This is a genomic window from Amycolatopsis jejuensis, from assembly GCF_000717335.1.
Taxonomy (GTDB): Bacteria; Actinomycetota; Actinomycetes; order Mycobacteriales; family Pseudonocardiaceae; genus Amycolatopsis; species Amycolatopsis jejuensis.
Window position 1 is genome coordinate 81,355 of record NZ_JNYZ01000003.1, and the last position, 17,662, is coordinate 99,016.

General features: G+C 67.7%; 17 protein-coding genes. 3 read left to right on the forward strand and 14 right to left on the reverse strand.

The annotated features are described in order from the left end of the window. Positions 1 to 512: 512 nt before the first annotated feature. Both OO71_RS03360 and OO71_RS03365 read right to left on the reverse strand, forming a co-directional pair. The gene (locus OO71_RS03360; protein WP_033288114.1) at positions 513 to 1,841 is read right to left on the reverse strand and encodes an NAD(P)/FAD-dependent oxidoreductase; all 1,329 of its coding nucleotides are present in this window, start codon (positions 1,839 to 1,841) and stop codon (positions 513 to 515) included. Positions 1,842 to 1,925: 84 nt separating this feature from the next. Further along, complete coding sequence (locus OO71_RS03365) at positions 1,926 to 2,609, reverse strand: uracil-DNA glycosylase (RefSeq protein WP_033288115.1); 684 nt, start codon at positions 2,607 to 2,609, stop codon at positions 1,926 to 1,928. 35 nt (positions 2,610 to 2,644) lie between these two features. Between OO71_RS03365 and OO71_RS03370 the strand changes: the two genes are divergently transcribed. After that, entirely contained in the window at positions 2,645 to 4,144 is a 1,500-nt protein-coding gene (locus OO71_RS03370) for a S10 family peptidase (protein ID WP_033288116.1), read from the forward strand. Positions 4,145 to 4,192: 48 nt separating this feature from the next. Here the strand turns inward: OO71_RS03370 and OO71_RS03375 are convergent, their stop codons facing one another. The 11 genes from OO71_RS03375 to OO71_RS03425 form a co-directional block, all read right to left on the reverse strand. After that, a complete protein-coding gene (locus tag OO71_RS03375) occupies positions 4,193 to 5,914 on the reverse strand; it encodes a S8 family serine peptidase (RefSeq protein ID WP_156096141.1) in 1,722 nt (573 codons plus the stop codon). Positions 5,915 to 6,000: 86 nt separating this feature from the next. Next, on the reverse strand, positions 6,001 to 6,999 hold the full coding sequence (locus OO71_RS03380; RefSeq protein WP_033288117.1) for an ABC transporter ATP-binding protein: 999 nt from the start codon (positions 6,997 to 6,999) through the stop codon (positions 6,001 to 6,003). Continuing rightward, complete coding sequence (locus OO71_RS03385; protein WP_033288118.1) at positions 6,992 to 7,993, reverse strand: ABC transporter ATP-binding protein; 1,002 nt, start codon at positions 7,991 to 7,993, stop codon at positions 6,992 to 6,994. Before OO71_RS03385 ends, OO71_RS03380 begins: the two co-directional genes overlap by 8 nt. 3 nt (positions 7,994 to 7,996) lie before the next feature. Then, complete coding sequence (locus OO71_RS03390) at positions 7,997 to 8,950, reverse strand: ABC transporter permease (protein WP_033288119.1); 954 nt, start codon at positions 8,948 to 8,950, stop codon at positions 7,997 to 7,999. Continuing rightward, complete coding sequence (locus tag OO71_RS03395) at positions 8,943 to 9,869, reverse strand: ABC transporter permease (RefSeq protein ID WP_033288120.1); 927 nt, start codon at positions 9,867 to 9,869, stop codon at positions 8,943 to 8,945. Before OO71_RS03395 ends, OO71_RS03390 begins: the two co-directional genes overlap by 8 nt. A gap of 88 nt (positions 9,870 to 9,957) precedes the next feature. Beyond that, positions 9,958 to 11,583, reverse strand: coding sequence for a peptide ABC transporter substrate-binding protein (locus tag OO71_RS03400; protein WP_033288121.1), 1,626 nt, complete (start codon positions 11,581 to 11,583; stop codon positions 9,958 to 9,960). A 171-nt stretch (positions 11,584 to 11,754) separates the two neighbouring features. After that, a complete protein-coding gene (locus OO71_RS03405; RefSeq protein ID WP_033288122.1) occupies positions 11,755 to 12,708 on the reverse strand; it encodes a Ppx/GppA phosphatase family protein in 954 nt (317 codons plus the stop codon). 79 nt (positions 12,709 to 12,787) lie between these two features. Next, positions 12,788 to 13,297, reverse strand: coding sequence for a DUF501 domain-containing protein (locus OO71_RS03410; RefSeq protein WP_033288123.1), 510 nt, complete (start codon positions 13,295 to 13,297; stop codon positions 12,788 to 12,790). A 21-nt stretch (positions 13,298 to 13,318) separates the two neighbouring features. Beyond that, the gene (locus tag OO71_RS03415; RefSeq protein ID WP_084144705.1) at positions 13,319 to 13,681 is read right to left on the reverse strand and encodes an FtsB family cell division protein; all 363 of its coding nucleotides are present in this window, start codon (positions 13,679 to 13,681) and stop codon (positions 13,319 to 13,321) included. A 193-nt stretch (positions 13,682 to 13,874) separates the two neighbouring features. Next, entirely contained in the window at positions 13,875 to 15,161 is a 1,287-nt protein-coding gene (gene eno / locus OO71_RS03420) for a phosphopyruvate hydratase (protein ID WP_033288125.1), read from the reverse strand. Positions 15,162 to 15,276: 115 nt separating this feature from the next. After that, positions 15,277 to 15,768 (reverse strand): VOC family protein, encoded by a 492-nt coding sequence (locus tag OO71_RS03425; RefSeq protein ID WP_033288126.1) that lies wholly within the window; start codon positions 15,766 to 15,768, stop codon positions 15,277 to 15,279. Between the two features lie 71 nt (positions 15,769 to 15,839). On the opposite strand from OO71_RS03425, the gene OO71_RS03430 reads away from it, so the two are divergent. Both OO71_RS03430 and OO71_RS03435 read left to right on the forward strand, forming a co-directional pair. Further along, on the forward strand, positions 15,840 to 16,244 hold the full coding sequence (locus tag OO71_RS03430; protein ID WP_033288347.1) for a tetratricopeptide repeat protein: 405 nt from the start codon (positions 15,840 to 15,842) through the stop codon (positions 16,242 to 16,244). Between the two features lie 207 nt (positions 16,245 to 16,451). Continuing rightward, complete coding sequence (locus OO71_RS03435) at positions 16,452 to 16,661, forward strand: hypothetical protein (protein WP_033288127.1); 210 nt, start codon at positions 16,452 to 16,454, stop codon at positions 16,659 to 16,661. Here the strand turns inward: OO71_RS03435 and OO71_RS03440 are convergent. Beyond that, positions 16,634 to 17,344, reverse strand: a complete 711-nt coding sequence (locus OO71_RS03440) for a lysozyme family protein (protein ID WP_033288128.1) — start codon at positions 17,342 to 17,344, stop codon at positions 16,634 to 16,636. The genes OO71_RS03435 and OO71_RS03440 overlap by 28 nt on opposite strands. Between the last annotated feature and the right edge of the window lie 318 nt (positions 17,345 to 17,662).

A 17,662-nucleotide genomic window follows, 5' to 3' on the forward strand; every position in this document is an offset into this window, starting at 1 on the left:
AGGAATTCGAGACCCGCGCGGCTTCCGCGGGGTGACCGTGGCAGCAAGTTCGTACTTTGTCTGATGAATGAGAACATACGAAAACCTGGCCGTCAAGACACGGACAACCCGGACATCGGGTGGGCGCGGGTACTCCGACGGGGCTTGGCAGGGGTGGGAGAGGGCGGGATTGGGGATGGGTGGCGAGCGCGGTTTGCCCTGGTCGGGGCGGGTTCGCGGGGGCGCCGGGCGGGCGGCGGTGGGGTGCCGCGCATAAGGCACGGTTCGCTGGCTGCCGGGCGGGAACGAGGTGGGGTGGACTGAAGGGCTGCGCAGGCCGACGGGCGGGAGCGGGCCAGAGCGGTGCGCGGGCCGCCGAGCACAGTCCGCCAGGCACGCGCTCTTAGCGCGGTTGGCCTAACCCACGAAGCCGAGCACAAGCCGCGTACACCGGTTCACAGAAGCACCGGCCCCAAGACACGAAAAAGCCGGACCACCCCACCAAGGATGATCCGGCTTTACGGAAAAACGGGTCAGCTCTTCGTAACCCGGTTGAACTCCGCCTTCGGGTTGTTGATCTGCCCCAGCGAAATCACCTCACGGCGGAACAATCCGCCCAGCATCCAGTCGAACAGGATGCGGATGCGGCGGTTCCACGTCGGCATTGCCTTGAGGTGGTATGCGCGGTGGAAGAGCCACGCCGGGAAGCCCTTGATCTTCAGGTTCAGCGCGTCCGCGACACCCTTGTGCAGGCCCAAGCTCGCGACCGCGCCCAGGTTCTTGTGGTAATAGTCCTTCGGCTGGCCGCCGCGGAGGACCTTGATGATGTTCTTCGACAGCAGCCGCGCCTGCCGGACCGCGTGCTGGGCGTTCGGCGGGCACGTGGCCGTGGGGTCGGACTCGGTGCGCGACAGGTCCGGGATCGCCGCGTTGTCACCCGCGGTCCAGACCTCCGGGTGGCCGACGACCTGCATCGCCGCGGTCGCCTCGACGCGGCCGCGCTTGTCGAGCGGCAGGTCCGACCCGGCGAGCACCGGGTTGGCCTTGACGCCCGCGGTCCAGATGATCGTGTCGGTGTCGAACTCCGTGCCGTCCGACAGCACGACGTGCCCGTTTTCGAACGATTTCGCCGCCGTCGACAGGTACACCTCGATGCCGCGCTTCTCCAGCTGCTGCACGGTGTACACGCCGAGCGTCTCGCGGACCTCGGGCAGGATCCGCCCGGCCGCCTCGACGAGCACCCAGCGGATGTCCTCGGTCGAGATGTTCGGGTAGTAGTTCTCGACCGCGAAACGGGTCATGTCCTCGAGCTCGGCGAGCGCCTCGATGCCCGCGAAGCCGCCGCCGACCACGGTGAACGTGAGCAGCCGCTTGCGCAGTTCGGGGTCGAGGGTGCTGGACGCCTCGTCGAGCTTGGTCATGATGTGGTTGCGGAGGTAGATCGCCTCGCCGATGGTCTTGAAGGCGATGCCTTCCTCGGCCAGGCCGGGGATCGGCAGGATCCGCGCGACGGCGCCGAGCGCGACCACGAGCACGTCGTAGTTCAGCGTCTCGATGTGGCCGTCGGCCGCTTCGACCGTGACGGCCTTGCGCTCGTTCTCGATCTTCGTGACGCGCGCGGTGAGCACGTGGCACCGCTTGAGCACGCGGCGCAGCGGCACGACCACGTGCCGCGGCTCGATCGCGCCGGCCGCCGCTTCGGGAAGGAACGGGGCGTAGGTCATGTGCGGCTGCGGGTCAACGACGGTCACGGAGGCCTCGTTGGCGCGCAGCATCTTCTGAAGGCCGTACGCCGTGTACAGGCCGACGTACCCACCACCGAGGACCAGGATCCGAGTCGGTTCCGACTTCGCTGCAGCCATGTACCTATAGTCGCACCTCCGAACCGGCTGCGCTCGGGTACCCCGCCCCGCTGTGACCAGCGTCGCCACGCAGGAAGACACGATTCAGATGAGCCCCGCGGCGGACGCGGCGGCAGTGAACGCGGCCACCACCATGGGGTGTGTCACACGGCCGGTCTGGACGTTGCGCGGGGATACGTGATAGCAGCCGAACACCGACAGGTCGCCCAGCCACATCCGGGTGCCGTGGGCGAACGGCGGGCGCGGTTTCGGCACCGGCCAGCCCGCCGCCGACAGCACCGGCAGCAAGGCTTGCCAACCGAACGCGCCGAGCACGACGATCGACCGCAGTGTCGGGCGAAGCAGGTCGAGCTCGTCGGCGAGCCAGTGCCGGCAGGTGTCGCGTTCGGTGGGGGTCGGCCGGTTGTCCGGCGGCGCGCAGCGGACCGGCGAGACGAGCCGGGTGCCGCGCAGGGTCAGGCCGTCGCCGATGTCCGCCGACTCCGGCTGCGACGCAAGGCCGACCTCGTGCAGTACGCGGAACAGGAAGTCACCCGACGGGTCGCCGGTGAACATCCGGCCGGTGCGGTTGGCGCCGTGCGCGGACGGCGCGAGGCCGACCACGGCGAGTGCCGCGTCCTCCGCGCCGAACCCGGGTACCGGACGCGCCCAGTACTGCTCGTGCGCGAACGCCGCTTTCGTCCCTGCGACACCCTCGCGCCAGGACACGAGGCGGGGGCACGCGCGGCATCCGACCAGGGCTGCGTCGAGTTCCGCGAACGAGGGCATGTGTCCCAACCTAGCCCGCGAGCTAGGTTGGGCACATGGCCGACACCACCGCGGAGGACTCCGCCGAAAAGACCACGGAGACAAAGACCACGGAGACGAAGGCACCCGACCCCGTCGACGACCTCGTGACCACGCAGCACACGCTCACCGTCAAGCGGCGCAAGCTCGCCTACACCGCCCAGACCGGGCGGATCGTGCTGCGCCAGGAGGTCAAGAAGGACGGCAAGGCCGAGGGGCACCAGGCCAAGGCCGAGGTCTTCCTGACCGCCTACACGCTCGACGACGCCGACCCGGGTAGCCGGCCGGTCACGTTCGCGTTCAACGGCGGGCCCGGCTCGTCCAGCATCTGGCTGCACCTCGGCCTGCTCGGGCCGCGGCGGGTGCTGTCCGGCGACGTCGACGACCTGGTGCCGCCGCCGTACGGGCTCGAGGACAACCCGGAAAGCCTTCTCGTGCACAGCGATCTGGTGTTCATCGACCCGGTCAGCACCGGCTATTCGCGGGTCACCGAGGGTGGCGAAATCCAGGAGTACAGCGGGTTCCAGAGCGACGTCGAATCGGTCGCGGAGATCATCCGGCTGTGGGTTTCGCGCAACGAGCGCTGGCTGTCACCGAAGTTCCTTGCCGGGGAGTCGTACGGCACGCTGCGGGCCGCCGCGCTCGCCGGGCACCTGCAGGAACGCTATGGCTTGTATCTCAACGGGTTGATGCTCATCTCGTCCGTTTTGGACATGGGCACGCTGCGTTTCCACGAGGGCAACGACCTGCCGTACTCGCTCTTCGTGCCCACGTACGCGGCGATCGCGCATTACCACGGCCTGCACGGCGACCGGCCGCTCGACGACGTGCTCGCCGACGCCGAGGACTTCGCCGGGAAAGACCTGCCGTGGGCGCTTTCCCGCGGTGCCCGGCTGTCCACTGAGGACCGTACCGAGGCGGTGCAGACGCTCGCTTCGCTCACCGGGCTCAGCGAGTCCTATGTGGACCGGGTGAACCTGCGGATCGAGCACGTCCGGTTCTTCACCGAACTCCTGCGCGACCGCGGGCTCACCGTCGGCCGGATGGACGGCCGCTTCACCACGTGGGAGCCCGACGGTGGCCGCGAGCAGATGAGCGACGACCCGGCGGTGTCGCGGATCATCGGCGCCTATTCGGCCGGGTTCAACCACTACGTGCGGGCCGAACTCGGGTACGAGAACGACCTGCCGTACGAGATCATCTCCGGCGAGGTGTTCAAAGCCTGGTCGTACAAGGAGTTCGAGGGCCGTTCGGTGTCCGTTGTGGACACGCTGAGCTCGGCGATGCGGGCGAACCCGCACCTGCAGGTGCACGTCGCCTTCGGGCACTACGACGGAGCGACGGCGTATTACGCGTCGGAGCATGTGCTCGCGCAGCTGCAGATCCCCGAGGAACTGCGGGAGAACATCGACACGGCGTACTACCCGGCCGGGCACATGATGTACGTGCACGAAGAGTCTCGGGTGCAGCAGTCGAAGGATCTGGGGAAGTTCGTGAAGGACGCGTCCAACCGCTGACCGATGGGTGTTCCGGCCGGCGGGATACCGGCCGGAACACCCGTGGCGTCAGCCGCGCAGGAAAGGTGCCCCACGCGTTACGGCGGCGTAGGCGTCCACCGCGCCGTGTCCGTAGAACCCGTTGAACGACGGGTCGCCCAAACAGGTTGCGGTGAAGGAATCGTCCCGGCCGACATTCTTGTACTCGACCGTTCGCGGCACCGGACAGGCAATCGGTGAAGCCGTGCCTTCGAGCACGCGTTGCACCGCATCCGGGTCCATGGAGATCGAATGCCCGGTCTTCTTGCCGTACTGGGAAACGATCAGCGCAGACACCCCGGCGGCGTGCGGAGTGGCCATCGAAGTGCCTTGCAGCCACTGGTAATAGCCGACCCGGCCGTCACTCGCCGTCGCCTTTTGGACGCCGGCCGCAAGACCGTCCGGAGTCACATTGCCGCTCGCGTCGATGTTTCCTTCGGCCACCCCGACATTGCGCGGATACGCCGACAGGATCTCGTTCTGCACCGTCCGGTACCACGGAGTGCCGAAGCCGTCGCGGAAATAGCCGCCCGGCGCGGAAACGGAGATCTGCTCGGTACCGTAGTTCGAATAGTCCGCCTTCGCCTGTGACGGACCGAAAGAGCCGACACCGATCGTGTGCGGGCCTTCCACCGGCAGCGAGAAGCACGACGAGTTTTCGATCGGCCGCGGATGCGTGGCATTGCTCGGGTAGTCCGGGCTCGTGATGTCGTCGTGCGGGGCAGCCATTTCGTCGTGCTGGTTGCCGAGCGCGACCACCATGGTGACGCCCTTGCGGTGCGCGTAATTCATGGCTCGCGTGGTGGCTTCGATGATCGTGCGCTGCTCGGCCTGTTCCGCCGGGGAATCCGCCGCATTGGCGCGGCAGTTGTACAGCCACGGGTCCACGTAGAAGCTCATGTTGACCACGTCGATGCCGGCGTCGCCGGAATAGGTGAGCGCGTCGACCGTCGGCTGCAGGAAGAAGAATCCGGAATCCTGTCCGGCGCGGACGTTCACCAGCGTCACATTCGGGGCCACCCCGGATACGCCGAATCCGTTGGCCGCCGCGCCGATGGTACCCGCGACGTGCGTACCGTGGCCGTTGTCGTCGTGGTCCACCGGGTCGACACAGCCGCGGAATTCACACGGGCCGTCGACCACCGTGCCGTTGACGTCCGCGACGATGTCCTTGGTGAAGTTCCGGGAATCGGCCTTGTCGAAGTTCGGCGCGATATCCGGATGACTGCCGTCGACGCCGGTGTCGATGATGCCGACCTTCACCCGTTTGTCGCCCGGCTGCTTGGTGCGCGCGAGGTCGGACCGGGTGGATTTGAGACCCCAGAGCTGGTCGTCGAGGGGATCGGTGCCGACCGGCTTTTTCGCGGTGGTCCCGGCCTGGTTACCACCCGCGCGGCCTTCCTTTTCGACCGCGTCCGGCTTCACTTTCTTACCGCCCCGCGGCGCGGAGCCGATCGCCTTCGCCTTGGCCGCGCCGAACACCGCCCGGTTCGCCGAAACACGTTCGGTGAACCCGGTTGCGGGTGCGGTGGCCGTGATCAGGCCGACCGCATCATTGGTCGAGACGACCGTTCCTCCGGCATCGCGTACCGCCTGTTGAGCTGCCGCGACGCTCTGTCCATCCCGGGCCAGAACGCTGAACTCCGTGACGGGTCCGGCCGGTTGGGCCGACGCCGCCGGAAGCGCGACGGCCGACACCGCACCGAACAGGGGTACCGCCAGTGCCGCGGCGAGCAGTCTTGGTCTTTTCACGAGTCCTCCTCACGAAAACCGACACTGCAACGTACATAGCGGGCACCCGGTGCGGCAATCCTCAATGCGGAGGAACCCGACTAAAGTCAGGGGACCACCGACCGGGTCTCCGCGAAGTGGCAGGCCGAGAGATGCCCGTCGGTCCGCGGTTCGAGCGCCGGGATGTCGGTGGCGCACACGTCGGCGGCCTTCCAGCAGCGCGTACGGAACCGGCAGCCCGACGGCGGGTCGATCGGGCTCGGCACGTCGCCCTCCAGCCGGATCACCTGCCGCTGCCCGCGCACCGCCGGGTCGGCCACCGGCACCGCGGACAGTAGCGCCTGAGTGTAGGGATGGGACGGTCGTTCGTAGATCTCGTCCTCGGTCCCGATTTCGACGATCTTGCCGAGGTACATCACCGCGACCCGGCTGGACAGGTGCCGCACCACCGACAGGTCGTGCGCAATGAACACATAGGACAGTCCGAACTCACCCTGCAGCTCGCCGAGCAGGTTCATCACCTGTGCCTGGATGGAAACGTCCAAAGCGGACACCGGCTCGTCGCAGATGATCACCTTGGGCCGCAAAGCAAGCGCCCGCGCAATGCCGATACGCTGCCGCTGTCCACCGGAGAACTGATGCGGATAACGGTTGACGTGCTCGGGATTGAGCCCGACCACCTCCAGCAGTTCCTGCACCTTCTGTGCCCGCGAACCCTTGGGCGCAACATCGGTGTGGATCTCGAATGGCTCTCCGACGATGTCACCGACGGTCATTCGCGGATTCAGCGATGTGTACGGATCCTGCAGCACGATCTGGATCTCGCGGCGCATCCGCCGCAATTCCGCGCCGCGTAGCTTGAACAAATCGCGCCCCTCGAAGGTCGCGGACCCGCTGGTCGGTTCCTCCAGGCGCATCAGCACCTGCGCGAGGGTCGACTTGCCGCATCCGGATTCGCCGACCACGCCGAGGGTTTCGCCCGGCTGCAGGTCGAACGACACCCCGTCGACGGCTTTCACCTGTCCGATCGTGCGCTTGAACAGCACGCCCTGGCGCACCGGGAAGTGCTTCACCAGGTCGTGCACACTGAGAATCGGCTCACCCACGGCTTTCCACCACCTCCTCGGCGAAATGACACGCACTGACCCGGCCGAACCCGAGCGCGTGCAAGGACGGCCGCTCGTCACGGCACCGTTGTTCGGCCCGTTTGCACCGCGGGTGGAACGGGCAGCCTGCCGGAATGTCGAGCAGGCTCGGCGGCAGGCCCTTGATCGTTTCCAGCGTCTGTCCTTTGAGGTCCAGCCGCGGCAGGGAATCCATCAACGCCGCCGTGTACGGATGCCCGGGCGAGCTGAACAGTTCCCGCACGTCGGCCTGTTCCACGATCCGCCCGGCGTACATCACCGCGATGCGGTCGGCCACCTCGGCGACCACCCCGAGGTCGTGCGTGATGAGAATGAGCCCCATCCGCCGTTCCCGCTGGATTTCCGCGAGCAGGTCCATGATCTGCGCCTGCACGGTGACGTCCAGCGCGGTCGTGGGCTCGTCCGCGATCAGCAGGTCCGGGTCGAGGGCGAGCGACATGGCGATCATCGCGCGCTGCCGCATCCCGCCGGAGAACTGGTGCGGATAGTCCTTGATCCGCCGCGCCGCGGCCGGAATACGGACCAGGTCGAGCAGTTCGACCGCCCTGGTCCGGGCTTCCTTTTTGGACAGTCCTTGCCGGACCCGCAACTGTTCCTCGATCTGGAACCCGATGGTGAACACCGGGTTCAGCGCGGAAAGCGCGTCCTGGAAGATCATCGCGATTTCCGCGCCGCGGACTTCCCGGCGCCGGTCCGCACTCGCGGTGAGCAGATCCTCGCCGCGGTACCGGATCGACCCGCCGGTGATCACTCCCGGTGGCGTGTCGAGAATGCCCATGATGGTCTGCGCGGTGACGCTCTTGCCGGAGCCCGATTCGCCAAGTACCGCAAGGGTTTCCCCGGCGTGCACGGAATAGCCGACGCCGTTGAGCACGTTGGCCACGCCGTCGGAGGTACGGAACTCCACGTGCAGGTCTTCGACCTCGAGCAGCAGCTCGTCATCTACTGTGGACACTCGCTACCTCGACTTCGGGTCGAGCGCGTCGCGGATCCCGTCACCGAGCATCACGAACGCGAGCACGGTGACGGTGACGAACGCACCGGGGAACAGGAGCATGTGCGGGTCGGCGCGGAAGTAGTCGCGGGCATCGCTGATCATGACGCCCCACGACACCACCGGCGGCCGCACGCCGATGCCGAGGTACGCAAGCGTTGCCTCGGCGCCGATGGCCGCGCCCAGCGCGATCGTGGCGTACACGAGCACCGGCGCGAGAGTGTTGGGCAGCAGGTGCCGGAACACGATCCGCGGGGTGCTGGCGCCGAGCGCGCGGGCCGCCTTCACGTAGTCCAATTGCTTGGCCACCAAGGTCGCGGACCGCATGATGCGCATGGCCACCGGCCAGGTCAGCACCGCAATGGAACAGACCACCTGCACGATGATGGTGACCTGCCCGGGGTTGGAGCCGGGCGCGTTGAACGTCGTGAGGATGACGATCGCACCGAGCACGAACGGCAGACCGGCGAAGATGTCACCGAGCCGGGAGAGCAGGCTGTCGATCAACCGTCCATAGTAGCCCGCGACAATCCCGACGAGTGATCCGAAAAGGACAGTCAGGATCGTCGCGAACACTCCGACCAGCAGCGAGGCCCGTGCGCCGTAGATGGTGCGGGCGTATACGTCGTAACCCTGGTTGTCGTACCCGAACCAGGCATCCGCGGACGGGCCTTCGTTGGCGTGCGTCAGATCGCTGTATCCGGCCGGGCGATGCGAAAACAGGCCTGGCGCAATGGCGATGATGACGATCAGCAGGATGATCACCGCGGAAATCATGAACGCCGGTTTACGGCGCAGCTGGCGCCACGCATCGCCCCACAGGCTCCGGGGCTTCTTGGGGGCGGTGGCCGAATCATCGATACGCGACAGTTCCGCCGCGTCGACTCCCCCGCCACCGACGAGATTCGGGTCAGTCATAACGGATCCTCGGGTCGAGAACGGCGTAGAGCAGGTCCACAATCAGGCTCATCAGCAGGTACACCAGCACGAGCAGCACGACGACGCCGACGACGGTCGCGCTTTCCCGGTTCTGGATGCCGCGGAAAATGAGCCCGCCGAGACCGTTGATGTTGAACACGCCCTCGGTCACGATCGCCCCGCCCATGAGCGCGCCGAGGTCGGTGCCCAGGAACGTGAGCACCGGAATCACCGAATTGCGCAGCAAATGGATGCCGATCACGCGGCTGTTCGGCTGGCCTTTCGCGATCGCGGTGCGGATGTAGTCGGCGTGCCGGTTCTCCGCAATCGACGTTCTCGTGAGCCGCGCGACGTACGCCATGGAAAGGCTGCCCAAGGCGATCCCGGGCACGATCAATTCCCCGAACCCGGGATTGTCCGAGACGCTGGTGTCGATGATACCGAGCTCCGTACCCAGCACGATCTGCAGCACGATCGCGGTGACGAACACCGGCAGCGAGATCAGGAACGTGGTCGAGACCAGTACCAGGTTGTCGAGGAAACCCTTGCCGCGCAAGCCGGTCAGCACTCCGGCGGACAGGCCGATCACGGCCTCGATGAGCACGGCGACGAGCGCAAGGCGCAGGGTGATCGGGTAGGAGTTGGCGATGAGCTCGCCGACCGCATTGCCGTTGAACGTTTCGCCCCAGTCGCCGGTGAAAAGGCTGCCGAGGTATTTGAAGTACTGGACGAACAGATTGTCGTTCAGGTGGAACTTCTCGGTCATCAGGTCGATGTAGGCCTGCGGACAGGCCGTCTGACCGCATTTGCCGGAGAACGGGTCCCCGGGCACGGCCCACACCAGCGCGTAGATCAGGAAAGTGGTGCCGAAGAACACCGGGATCAGCTGGAGCAGGCGGCGCAGAACGTAGCGAATCATGCGTGGTTCCTCGAAGTGCGCGCCGGGCTCGTGAGTGGCAGGTCAGGCCACTCACGAGCCAGGTGGTGGGAGCGGATGGTTCAGCGCGTCACTTCTTGGTGACCTCGACCGACGAGTAGTCGGCGCGCCGGCGGAAGTCGAGCACCACGGTCTTGGCGTGCTTCGACTTCGCCGCGACCCCCTTCTCGTCCCACACCGGAATCGAGGGCAGGTCCTGCGCGATCTGGTCCTCGGCCTGCTGGTACAGCTTCATCGCGGCGTCCTTGTCGGCCGTCGCGTCGGCTTGGGCCAGCGTCTGGTCGACCTTCGGGTTCGAGTACACCGAGTCGTTCGACGACGCCCCGGTGCGGTAGATCGGGTTGAGGAAGTCCTCGATCGACGGGTAGTCCGCGGACCAGTCCGAACGGCCCATGCCGGTGAGCTTGTGCCCGGTCACGATGCTGCGCCACTGGCCGAAGTCGGTCGCGGGCACGAAATCGCATTCGACGCCGAGCACGTTCTTGATGCTGTTGCACGCGGCGACCAGCGGTTCCTTGCGGCCGCCGTCGGCGTTCGAGGCAATGGTGAGCTTGCCCTTGAACCCGGACTTCTGGAAGAGCGCCTTCGCCTGCTCCGGGTCGAACTTGCAGAACTGGCACACGCCCGGCCGGTAACCCGGAATGCCTTGGGAGATATAGCCGTCAGCGGGCACGTACGTGTCGTTCATGACCGTTTTGGTGATCTGCGGGCGGTCGATGGCCAGCGAGATCGCCTTGCGCAGGTCGAGGTTGTTGTACCCGGGCACGTAGTACGGGATGGCGATCGTGCTGATGCCGAGCAGATGGCCGGTGACCAGGTTGTCCTTGAGGTCAGCCTTGTACTTGCCGCCGGCGAGCGCCGAGGGCGGAAGCGTCTCGATGAAGTCGAGCTTGTTGCTCAGCAGGTCCTGGTACGCGGTTTCCTGGCTGGCGTAGATCTTGACGTCCAGATCCTTGAACTTGACCTTGTCCGGGCCCTGGTAGTCGTCGTTGCGGGTCAGCTTGATGTCGGCGTTCGGCGTGCGGCTCACGAACTTCATCGGGCCGTTGCCGATCGGGTGCTGCGCGAACGCCTTGGGGTCCTTGAAGAACGCGTCCGGCAGCGGCGCGAAGGCGGTGTACCCGATCTTGATGCCGAAGACGGAGAACGGCGCGTTGAGCGTGACCTGGAACTCGTAGTCGTTCTTCACCACGAGGCCGGACATCTTGTCCGTGGCCGGCTTGGCGTTCTCGTCGCTCGGGTGGACGTCGGAGTAGCCCTGGATGTTCTCGAAGAACGTGCTGTTGATCTGCCCGTTCGGGGTGTAGGCGCCGTAGTTCCAGGCATCCACGAAGTTCTTGGCCTTGACTTCGGTGCCGTCGTGGAACTTCCAGCCCTGCTTGATCTTGATGTCGTAGACCTTGGAGTCGGTCGTGGTGATCGAGTCGGCCATCATGTTGTACGGCTCGGCGTTCTCGCCCTTGAAAGCGATGAGCTCCGCGAACATCGGGTCGACGGCCTTGGTGCCGCCCAGTTCGTTGGTGTTCGTGGGGATCAGCGTGTTCTGCGGCTCGGTGCCGTACACCGTGAACGTCCCGTTCGGGTCGACCTCACCCGCCGAGCCGCTGCCCGTCCCGCCTCCGCCACAGCCTGCCAGGAGCAGTGACAAGGTTGTCACCACCGCGGCCGCCCCCAAGAGCCTGGATGAACCCCGCATATCCCCTCCGTTTCTCGCGTTCCGCATAGCGAGACGGAGGCTATCGTGATCGGTGCTTCGTAACGGATTCGCCGGGTTGCAAATGAATGACGACACGAACCGTCACCCGGTCAGCCCACAACCTTCAGGTCTTGATGACTTACGGTGATCTTGGTACGGGATCTACCTTGCTCAGACGAGCGACAACGCGATTCCGTCGAGGATGTCGTGTTCGCTGACCACCAGCTGGTCCGGACCACCCCGCCGCGCGAACTCCTCGGCAAGCACCTGGATGATCACCGCGCCACCCCCGATCACGTCGACGCGGCCAGGATGGATCACCGGATTCGCCGCACGCGTGGCCCGGTCGGCACTGAGCAGAGTGGTGGCGAGCCGGTCGATTTCGGGGTGCGAAAGCTTCGAAAGATGCGTGCGTTCGGAGTCGTATTCAGGCAATTCCTGCGAAACCGCTGACAACGTGGTCACCGTCCCGGCGACCCCGATCCAGGTCTGCGCCTTGGCGACGTCGACGACGTCGAACGCCTCGGCGAGAATCCCGCGCGCGAGCTCCCTGGCGGCGCTGACCTCGGCACCGGTCGGCGGGTCCCCCTTGAGCGCCCGCTCGGTGATCCGGACACACCCGATGTCGACGGATTTCGCCGCGAGCACCTCGGCTTCCCGCCCATTCCACGTCCCGAGCACGAGTTCGGTGGACCCCCCGCCGACGTCGACGACCACGAACGGCCCGTCCTCGGCGTCCTGCTCCCCGACGGCGCCGGTGAAGGAAAGCCTGGCTTCCTCGTCACCGCTGATGACCTCGGCCTCGGTACCGAGCGTCTCGCGGGTCATGGCGAAGAACTCGTCGCGGTTGCTGGCGTCCCGGGTGGCCGAGGTGGCGACCATGCGCACCTTCTCGACTCCCTTACGCCGCGCGGCAACCGTGTAGTCCGCCAACGCGACGCGGGTGCGCTCGAGCGCTTCGGGCGCGAGCCGCCCGGTGGCGTCCACGCCCTGCCCGAGCCGCACGATCCGCATCTCGCGGTGGAGGTCCCGGAGGTCGGCGGAACCATCGTGCCGCGGGGTCACCTCGGCGACCAGCAGGCGGATGGAGTTGGTCCCACAGTCGATGGCAGCTACCCGAGTCATGAAGCCGACTTTACGGGGTCCGTGAAGGGAACCATCAGGGAATCAGATTCCGTGATGGTTCCCTTCACGGACTTCGGGGCTACGAGTGCCGGGCGCAGTCCCCCGTCGGCCAGCCTTGTTCACGGACCCAGGCCAGCGTCTCGTCCCCGAACGGGTTGATGCCCGGCCCCACGGCGAGCGTGTGCGCCAGGTGGACGTGCAGGCATTTGACCCGGCCCGGCATCCCGCCAGCGGTCACCTGCGTGCCCAGCGATTCGATCGCGTCCCGTTCGGCCAGGTACGTCTCATGGGTGCGCTGGTACGTCGCGGCGAGCTCCGGGTCGGTGGTGAGCCGGTCGGTCATCTCCTTCATCACGCCGGACGCCTCGAGCGTGCCCACCATCGACGTGAGCCGCGGGCAGGTCAGGTAGTACAGCGTGGGGAACGGCGTCCCGTTCTCCAGCCGCGGACTGGTCTGGACCACCGACGGATGCCCGCCGGGGCATCGCGCGGCCACCGCCCGCAGCGCCCTCGGCGGCCGTCCGAGCTGCTGCGCGATGACCTCCCGGTCGACGTCGGTGACGGGTTCGAAGCGGGGAGTCTCGTTCACGGGGTCCAGGCTAATGAGCCCTCAGCCGCCGGAAACCTGCGCCCACAGGTTGTCGTACCAGGACCCCTGCGGAACCTCCTGCGGACCGGGCTGCGCCGCCGCCGCGCCGGGCTTGTCCTCCGGCAGCTGGACCATGTACGGCGCCTCGCCGGGCTTCACGTACCGCAGCCGCCGCCGGGCTTCCGCCTCGATCTGGGCCGGGTCGCTCAGCTGGTTCTTCCGGTCGCGCAGCTGGGCGACCTCCTGCTGGAGCTGGGCGCGCTGCGCTTCCTGCTCCCGCACTTCCGACCGCTGGGAGAGATAGGTGCGCAACGGCACCGCCACGGTGAACGCCAGCGCGCACACCACGATCGCGACCACCGCGGCCCGCCGCGTGGTCGACATGCCGAGCACCTTGGCCGCACCGGAGGCACGCTTCGCCGCCAGCCCGCGGCGCAGCCGGGACCTGGTGGTTTCCGTCGTGGCCGCGCCCGTGCGGCGCCGGGCCGAAGCGGGACGGCGGGCCCTCGTGGACCCGCCCCCGTCGGCCCGGCCGCCGCGGCGGCTGCGCGCCCTCCCCCGGTCGGCCATGTGCCCGTCAGGCCTCCGCGCTGAACCGCGGGAAGGCCAGGTCGCCGGCATAGCGCGCGGCGTCGGCGAGGGTTTCCTCGATGCGCAGGAGCTGGTTGTACTTCGCGATCCGCTCGCCGCGCGCCGGGGCGCCCGTCTTGATCTGGCCGACGCCGGTGGCGACCGCCAGGTCCGCGATGAACGTGTCCTCGGTCTCGCCTGACCGGTGGCTCATCATCGACTTGTACCCGTACGACGTGGCCAGCGACACCGCGTCCAGCGTCTCCGACAGCGTGCCGATCTGGTTGACCTTCACCAGCAGCGCGTTCGCCGCGCGGCGGGTGATGCCTTCCTCGAGCCGGTCCGGGTTGGTGACGAAGAGGTCGTCGCCGACGAGCTGGACCTTGTCGCCGACCTCGGCGGTCAGCTGCACCCAGCCGTCCCAGTCGTCCTCGCTCAGCGGGTCCTCGATCGAGACGAGCGGATAGTCGCGCAGCAGTTCGGCGTAGTACGCGGACATCTGCTCCGCGCTGCGCTTCGAACCCTCGAAGGTGTACGCGCCGTCGGAGAAGAACTCGGTGGCGGCCACGTCCAGCGCCAGCGCGATGTCACGGCCCGGTGCGTACCCGGCCTTCTCGATCGCGGCCAGGATCAGGTCGAGCGCCTCGCGGTTGTTGCCGAGGCTCGGCGCGAAACCGCCCTCGTCGCCGAGGCCGGTGGACAGGCCGCGGCCCTTCAGCACCGCCTTCAGCGCGTGGTACACCTCGGTGCCCCAGCGCAGCGACTCGCGGAACGACTCGGCGCCGATCGGCGCGATCATGAACTCCTGGATGTCCACGTCGGTGTCGGCGTGCGCGCCACCGTTGAGGATGTTGAGCATCGGCACCGGAAGCACGTGCGCGTTCGGCCCGCCGAGGTAACGGAAAAGCTCCAGCTCGGCCGACTCCGCGGCGGCCTTCGCGACGGCGAGCGAGACGCCGAGGATGGCGTTCGCGCCGAGCCGCGACTTGGCAGGCGTGCCGTCGAGGTCCACCAGTTTCTGGTCGACGATCCGCTGGTCCACCGCGTCGACGCCGACCAGGTCGGGGCCGATCTCGTCGAGCACCGCGGCCACCGCGCGCTCCACGCCCTTGCCGTTGTACCGGCCGGTGTCCCCGTCGCGCAGCTCGACGGCCTCGTGTTCGCCGGTGGACGCCCCGGACGGGACGGCCGCCCGCGCCAGGGTTCCGTCGTCGAGAGCCACCTCCACCTCGACGGTCGGGTTGCCGCGCGAATCGAGGATCTCGCGCGCGCCTACCTGCTCGATGAGAGCCACGCTCTGCTCCTTGGTGGGTCGTGCCTGCGGTGACGCCGCCCAGAGTAGCCGCCCGGCTCGTTCACCCGTTGGAGGCCAGGCCGGTGCCGGGCGGTTCCGCTGCGTGTTCTCGGGCTCACTCCGCCGACGAACCGGCGCCCTCCGCGCGATGGTCCCCGTGGCGCACTTCACGCCAGCCTGACGGCAGCTCGACCTCGTCGGTGACCTGCTGCCAGAACGTCCAGCTGTTGCCGCCGGGATCGGCGACCGTGAAGATCCGCGCGCCGTACGGCTGGTTCTGCGGCGGCTCGGGCGCATCCTCCTCGCCGAGCGCCGCGCACACCCGTTCGTACTGCGCGTCGACGTCGGTCACGTACACGACGTTGAGCTGCCCGACCGGCCCTTCGACGCCCTTGGCCTCCCAATACTCCGGACCGACCCCGGCCAGCTGCAGCCGCGCGGCCCCGGCGCAGAGCGTCGCCTGGAAGACCTCACCGGACCCGTCCTCGAAGCGGACTTCCTCGGTGAAGCCGAACACCCTGGTCAGCCACGCAAGCGCGGCGGTCGCATCGCTGTAGTAGAGATACGGCGCCAGTCCCACGTAACCGGGTTCCTGATCGCTGCTCATGGCGGGACAGTCCATCACGACGCTTCTGCCGGTCGTGCAACGCCCTCCGCGCCGGTATCGTGGGAGTGACCATGACGGACGCCGCAACTGCCCCCGAACCCGACGGCGAATCGCGCTTCCGCAGGTTCCGCCAAGCCGAACATCTCGTCGCGCGGCGGCGTCCCCTCGACGCGCTCAAGGAGCTCGAACCGCTGCTCGAGGACGAGCCCGACAAGCCGAGTGTGCAGCTGCTGGCCGGGCGCGCGTACTTCCACTCCGCGCAGCTGCGCCGGGCCGAACGGGCCTTCACCCGTGTACTGGAGCTGGATCCCACCGACCACTACGCGCGGTTCGTGCTTGGCCGCACGCTCCAGCGCCTCGGCCGTCTGGCCGAGGCGCTCGCGCAACTGCGGATGGCGTCGGCGATGAACCCGGTACCGGAGTACCTCGAAGCGATCAGCGAGGTCCGTGCCCGGATCGCCCTGAACGAGCACTGAATTCCGCCGCGTCCCGAACGTGCACGGCGGGCGGCACGCGAGGGCAACCGGGGCACCTTGGCCGGGCCCGGCACGTCTTACCCGGTGAAAGGCATCGGGGAAGCCTGGCCATCCGGCAGGTCCGTTCGGCCGGTCGGCCGATCCGGGCACACCGGGCGAAGCGCGATTCTTGATGTCATCAGGAAGAAGTGACTCGAGGAGGCCGACATGACCGCATTGACCGTGATCGGAGCCGCCGCCGGGCTCATCGTGCTGGTGCTGATGTCGCTGGCGCCGGTGATCGTCGAGCTGAACGAGCGGTACCCGGTCCGCCCGCGCAAGCAGCCGGTGCGCCGCGCTGCCGAGGCCCTGTCGACGCCGCCCGTGCGCGTCGCGGTGCCCACCGCTGATCAGGGCGCGACACTCGCCGCCGCATAGGAATCCGCGGCCACGAACACGTCCTGCACGTAGTCCACGGCGGGGTGGTACCGCATCATCGCCCGCCACCAGCCGGACGGCGCACCGAGGTCGTCGCCGTCCGAACAGAGGTACCGGGCCGCGGTGAACGCGGAGTCGTCGAGGCTGTGCGGATCGGCAGGCTTGCCGTCGCCGTTCGCCCGCTGCGCGAACTTGCTCCAGATCGACGGCGTGAACTGCAACGGCCCGATCCGGTGGTCGCCCGCGCGATCGCCGTCGAGCTTCCCCCCGTCGGTGTCCGGCCCTTCCGCGGGACCGGGTTTCACCGTGATCGTCCCCTCCGGGCTCACTTTCGCCGTCCCGAACGCGCGGTGCCCGATCGCCGCGAGCGTCGCCCACGACAGGTGACACGACGGTTTTTGCCGCTGCATCCACATTTCCGCCCGCCCGTAGGCGGCGAGGACCCGCGCGTCCAGCCCGGTCTTCGCCGCGACCCGTGCGGCCCACGCATCCAGCTCCGCCAGGTCGGACTGCTGCGGCCGGTCCGGCGGCGCGGCCAGTCCCACCCGCGGCGCTTCGGTACCCGGCTGCGGACGCTGCTCGGGCGCGACCGAAACCGGCGGCGGGGCCGCGGCAGCCGGAGCGGGCGGCGGATTCGGGTCGCGGATCCCGATCGTCACGACGAGCACGACCCCGGTGAGCACCAGTCCCAGCGACAGCGCAATCCGGCCCGGATAACGGCGGGGCGGTCCGGTGGGGGTCGGCGCTACGGTCGGCTGAGTGGTATCGGCCACCCGGACAGGTTACTGATGAACCCTGCCGGGGGACGCCGGACCGGGGGATTGGCAAGCGGACGGTTAACCGCGCGGGTGAGCAGCCCAGGTCACACAATTCGTTACGCAGATCGTCGTCGAAGCCCTGACCTGCGGTTACCCTAACCTAACCCAGACCTTACGGGTGTTTTGCCGGTTTCATCCCGTCCACCAGGCAGACTCTCCCCCTGGACTTACAGGCAAGCCTTA

Excerpts from the sequence above, each read along its gene's own strand:
- OO71_RS03360 (WP_033288114.1), bottom strand. The coding sequence starts at position 1,841 with ATGGCTGCAGCGAAGTCGGAACCGACTCGGATCCTGGTCCTCGGTGGT.
- OO71_RS03365 (WP_033288115.1), bottom strand. The coding sequence starts at position 2,609 with ATGCCCTCGTTCGCGGAACTCGACGCAGCCCTGGTCGGATGCCGCGCG.
- OO71_RS03370 (WP_033288116.1), top strand. The coding sequence starts at position 2,645 with ATGGCCGACACCACCGCGGAGGACTCCGCCGAAAAGACCACGGAGACA.
- OO71_RS03390 (WP_033288119.1), bottom strand. The coding sequence starts at position 8,950 with ATGACTGACCCGAATCTCGTCGGTGGCGGGGGAGTCGACGCGGCGGAA.
- OO71_RS03395 (WP_033288120.1), bottom strand. The coding sequence starts at position 9,869 with ATGATTCGCTACGTTCTGCGCCGCCTGCTCCAGCTGATCCCGGTGTTC.
- OO71_RS03400 (WP_033288121.1), bottom strand. The coding sequence starts at position 11,583 with ATGCGGGGTTCATCCAGGCTCTTGGGGGCGGCCGCGGTGGTGACAACC.
- OO71_RS03405 (WP_033288122.1), bottom strand. The coding sequence starts at position 12,708 with ATGACTCGGGTAGCTGCCATCGACTGTGGGACCAACTCCATCCGCCTG.
- OO71_RS03415 (WP_084144705.1), bottom strand. The coding sequence starts at position 13,681 with ATGTCGACCACGCGGCGGGCCGCGGTGGTCGCGATCGTGGTGTGCGCG.
- OO71_RS03425 (WP_033288126.1), bottom strand. The coding sequence starts at position 15,768 with ATGAGCAGCGATCAGGAACCCGGTTACGTGGGACTGGCGCCGTATCTC.
- OO71_RS03430 (WP_033288347.1), top strand. The coding sequence starts at position 15,840 with ATGACGGACGCCGCAACTGCCCCCGAACCCGACGGCGAATCGCGCTTC.
- OO71_RS03435 (WP_033288127.1), top strand. The coding sequence starts at position 16,452 with ATGACCGCATTGACCGTGATCGGAGCCGCCGCCGGGCTCATCGTGCTG.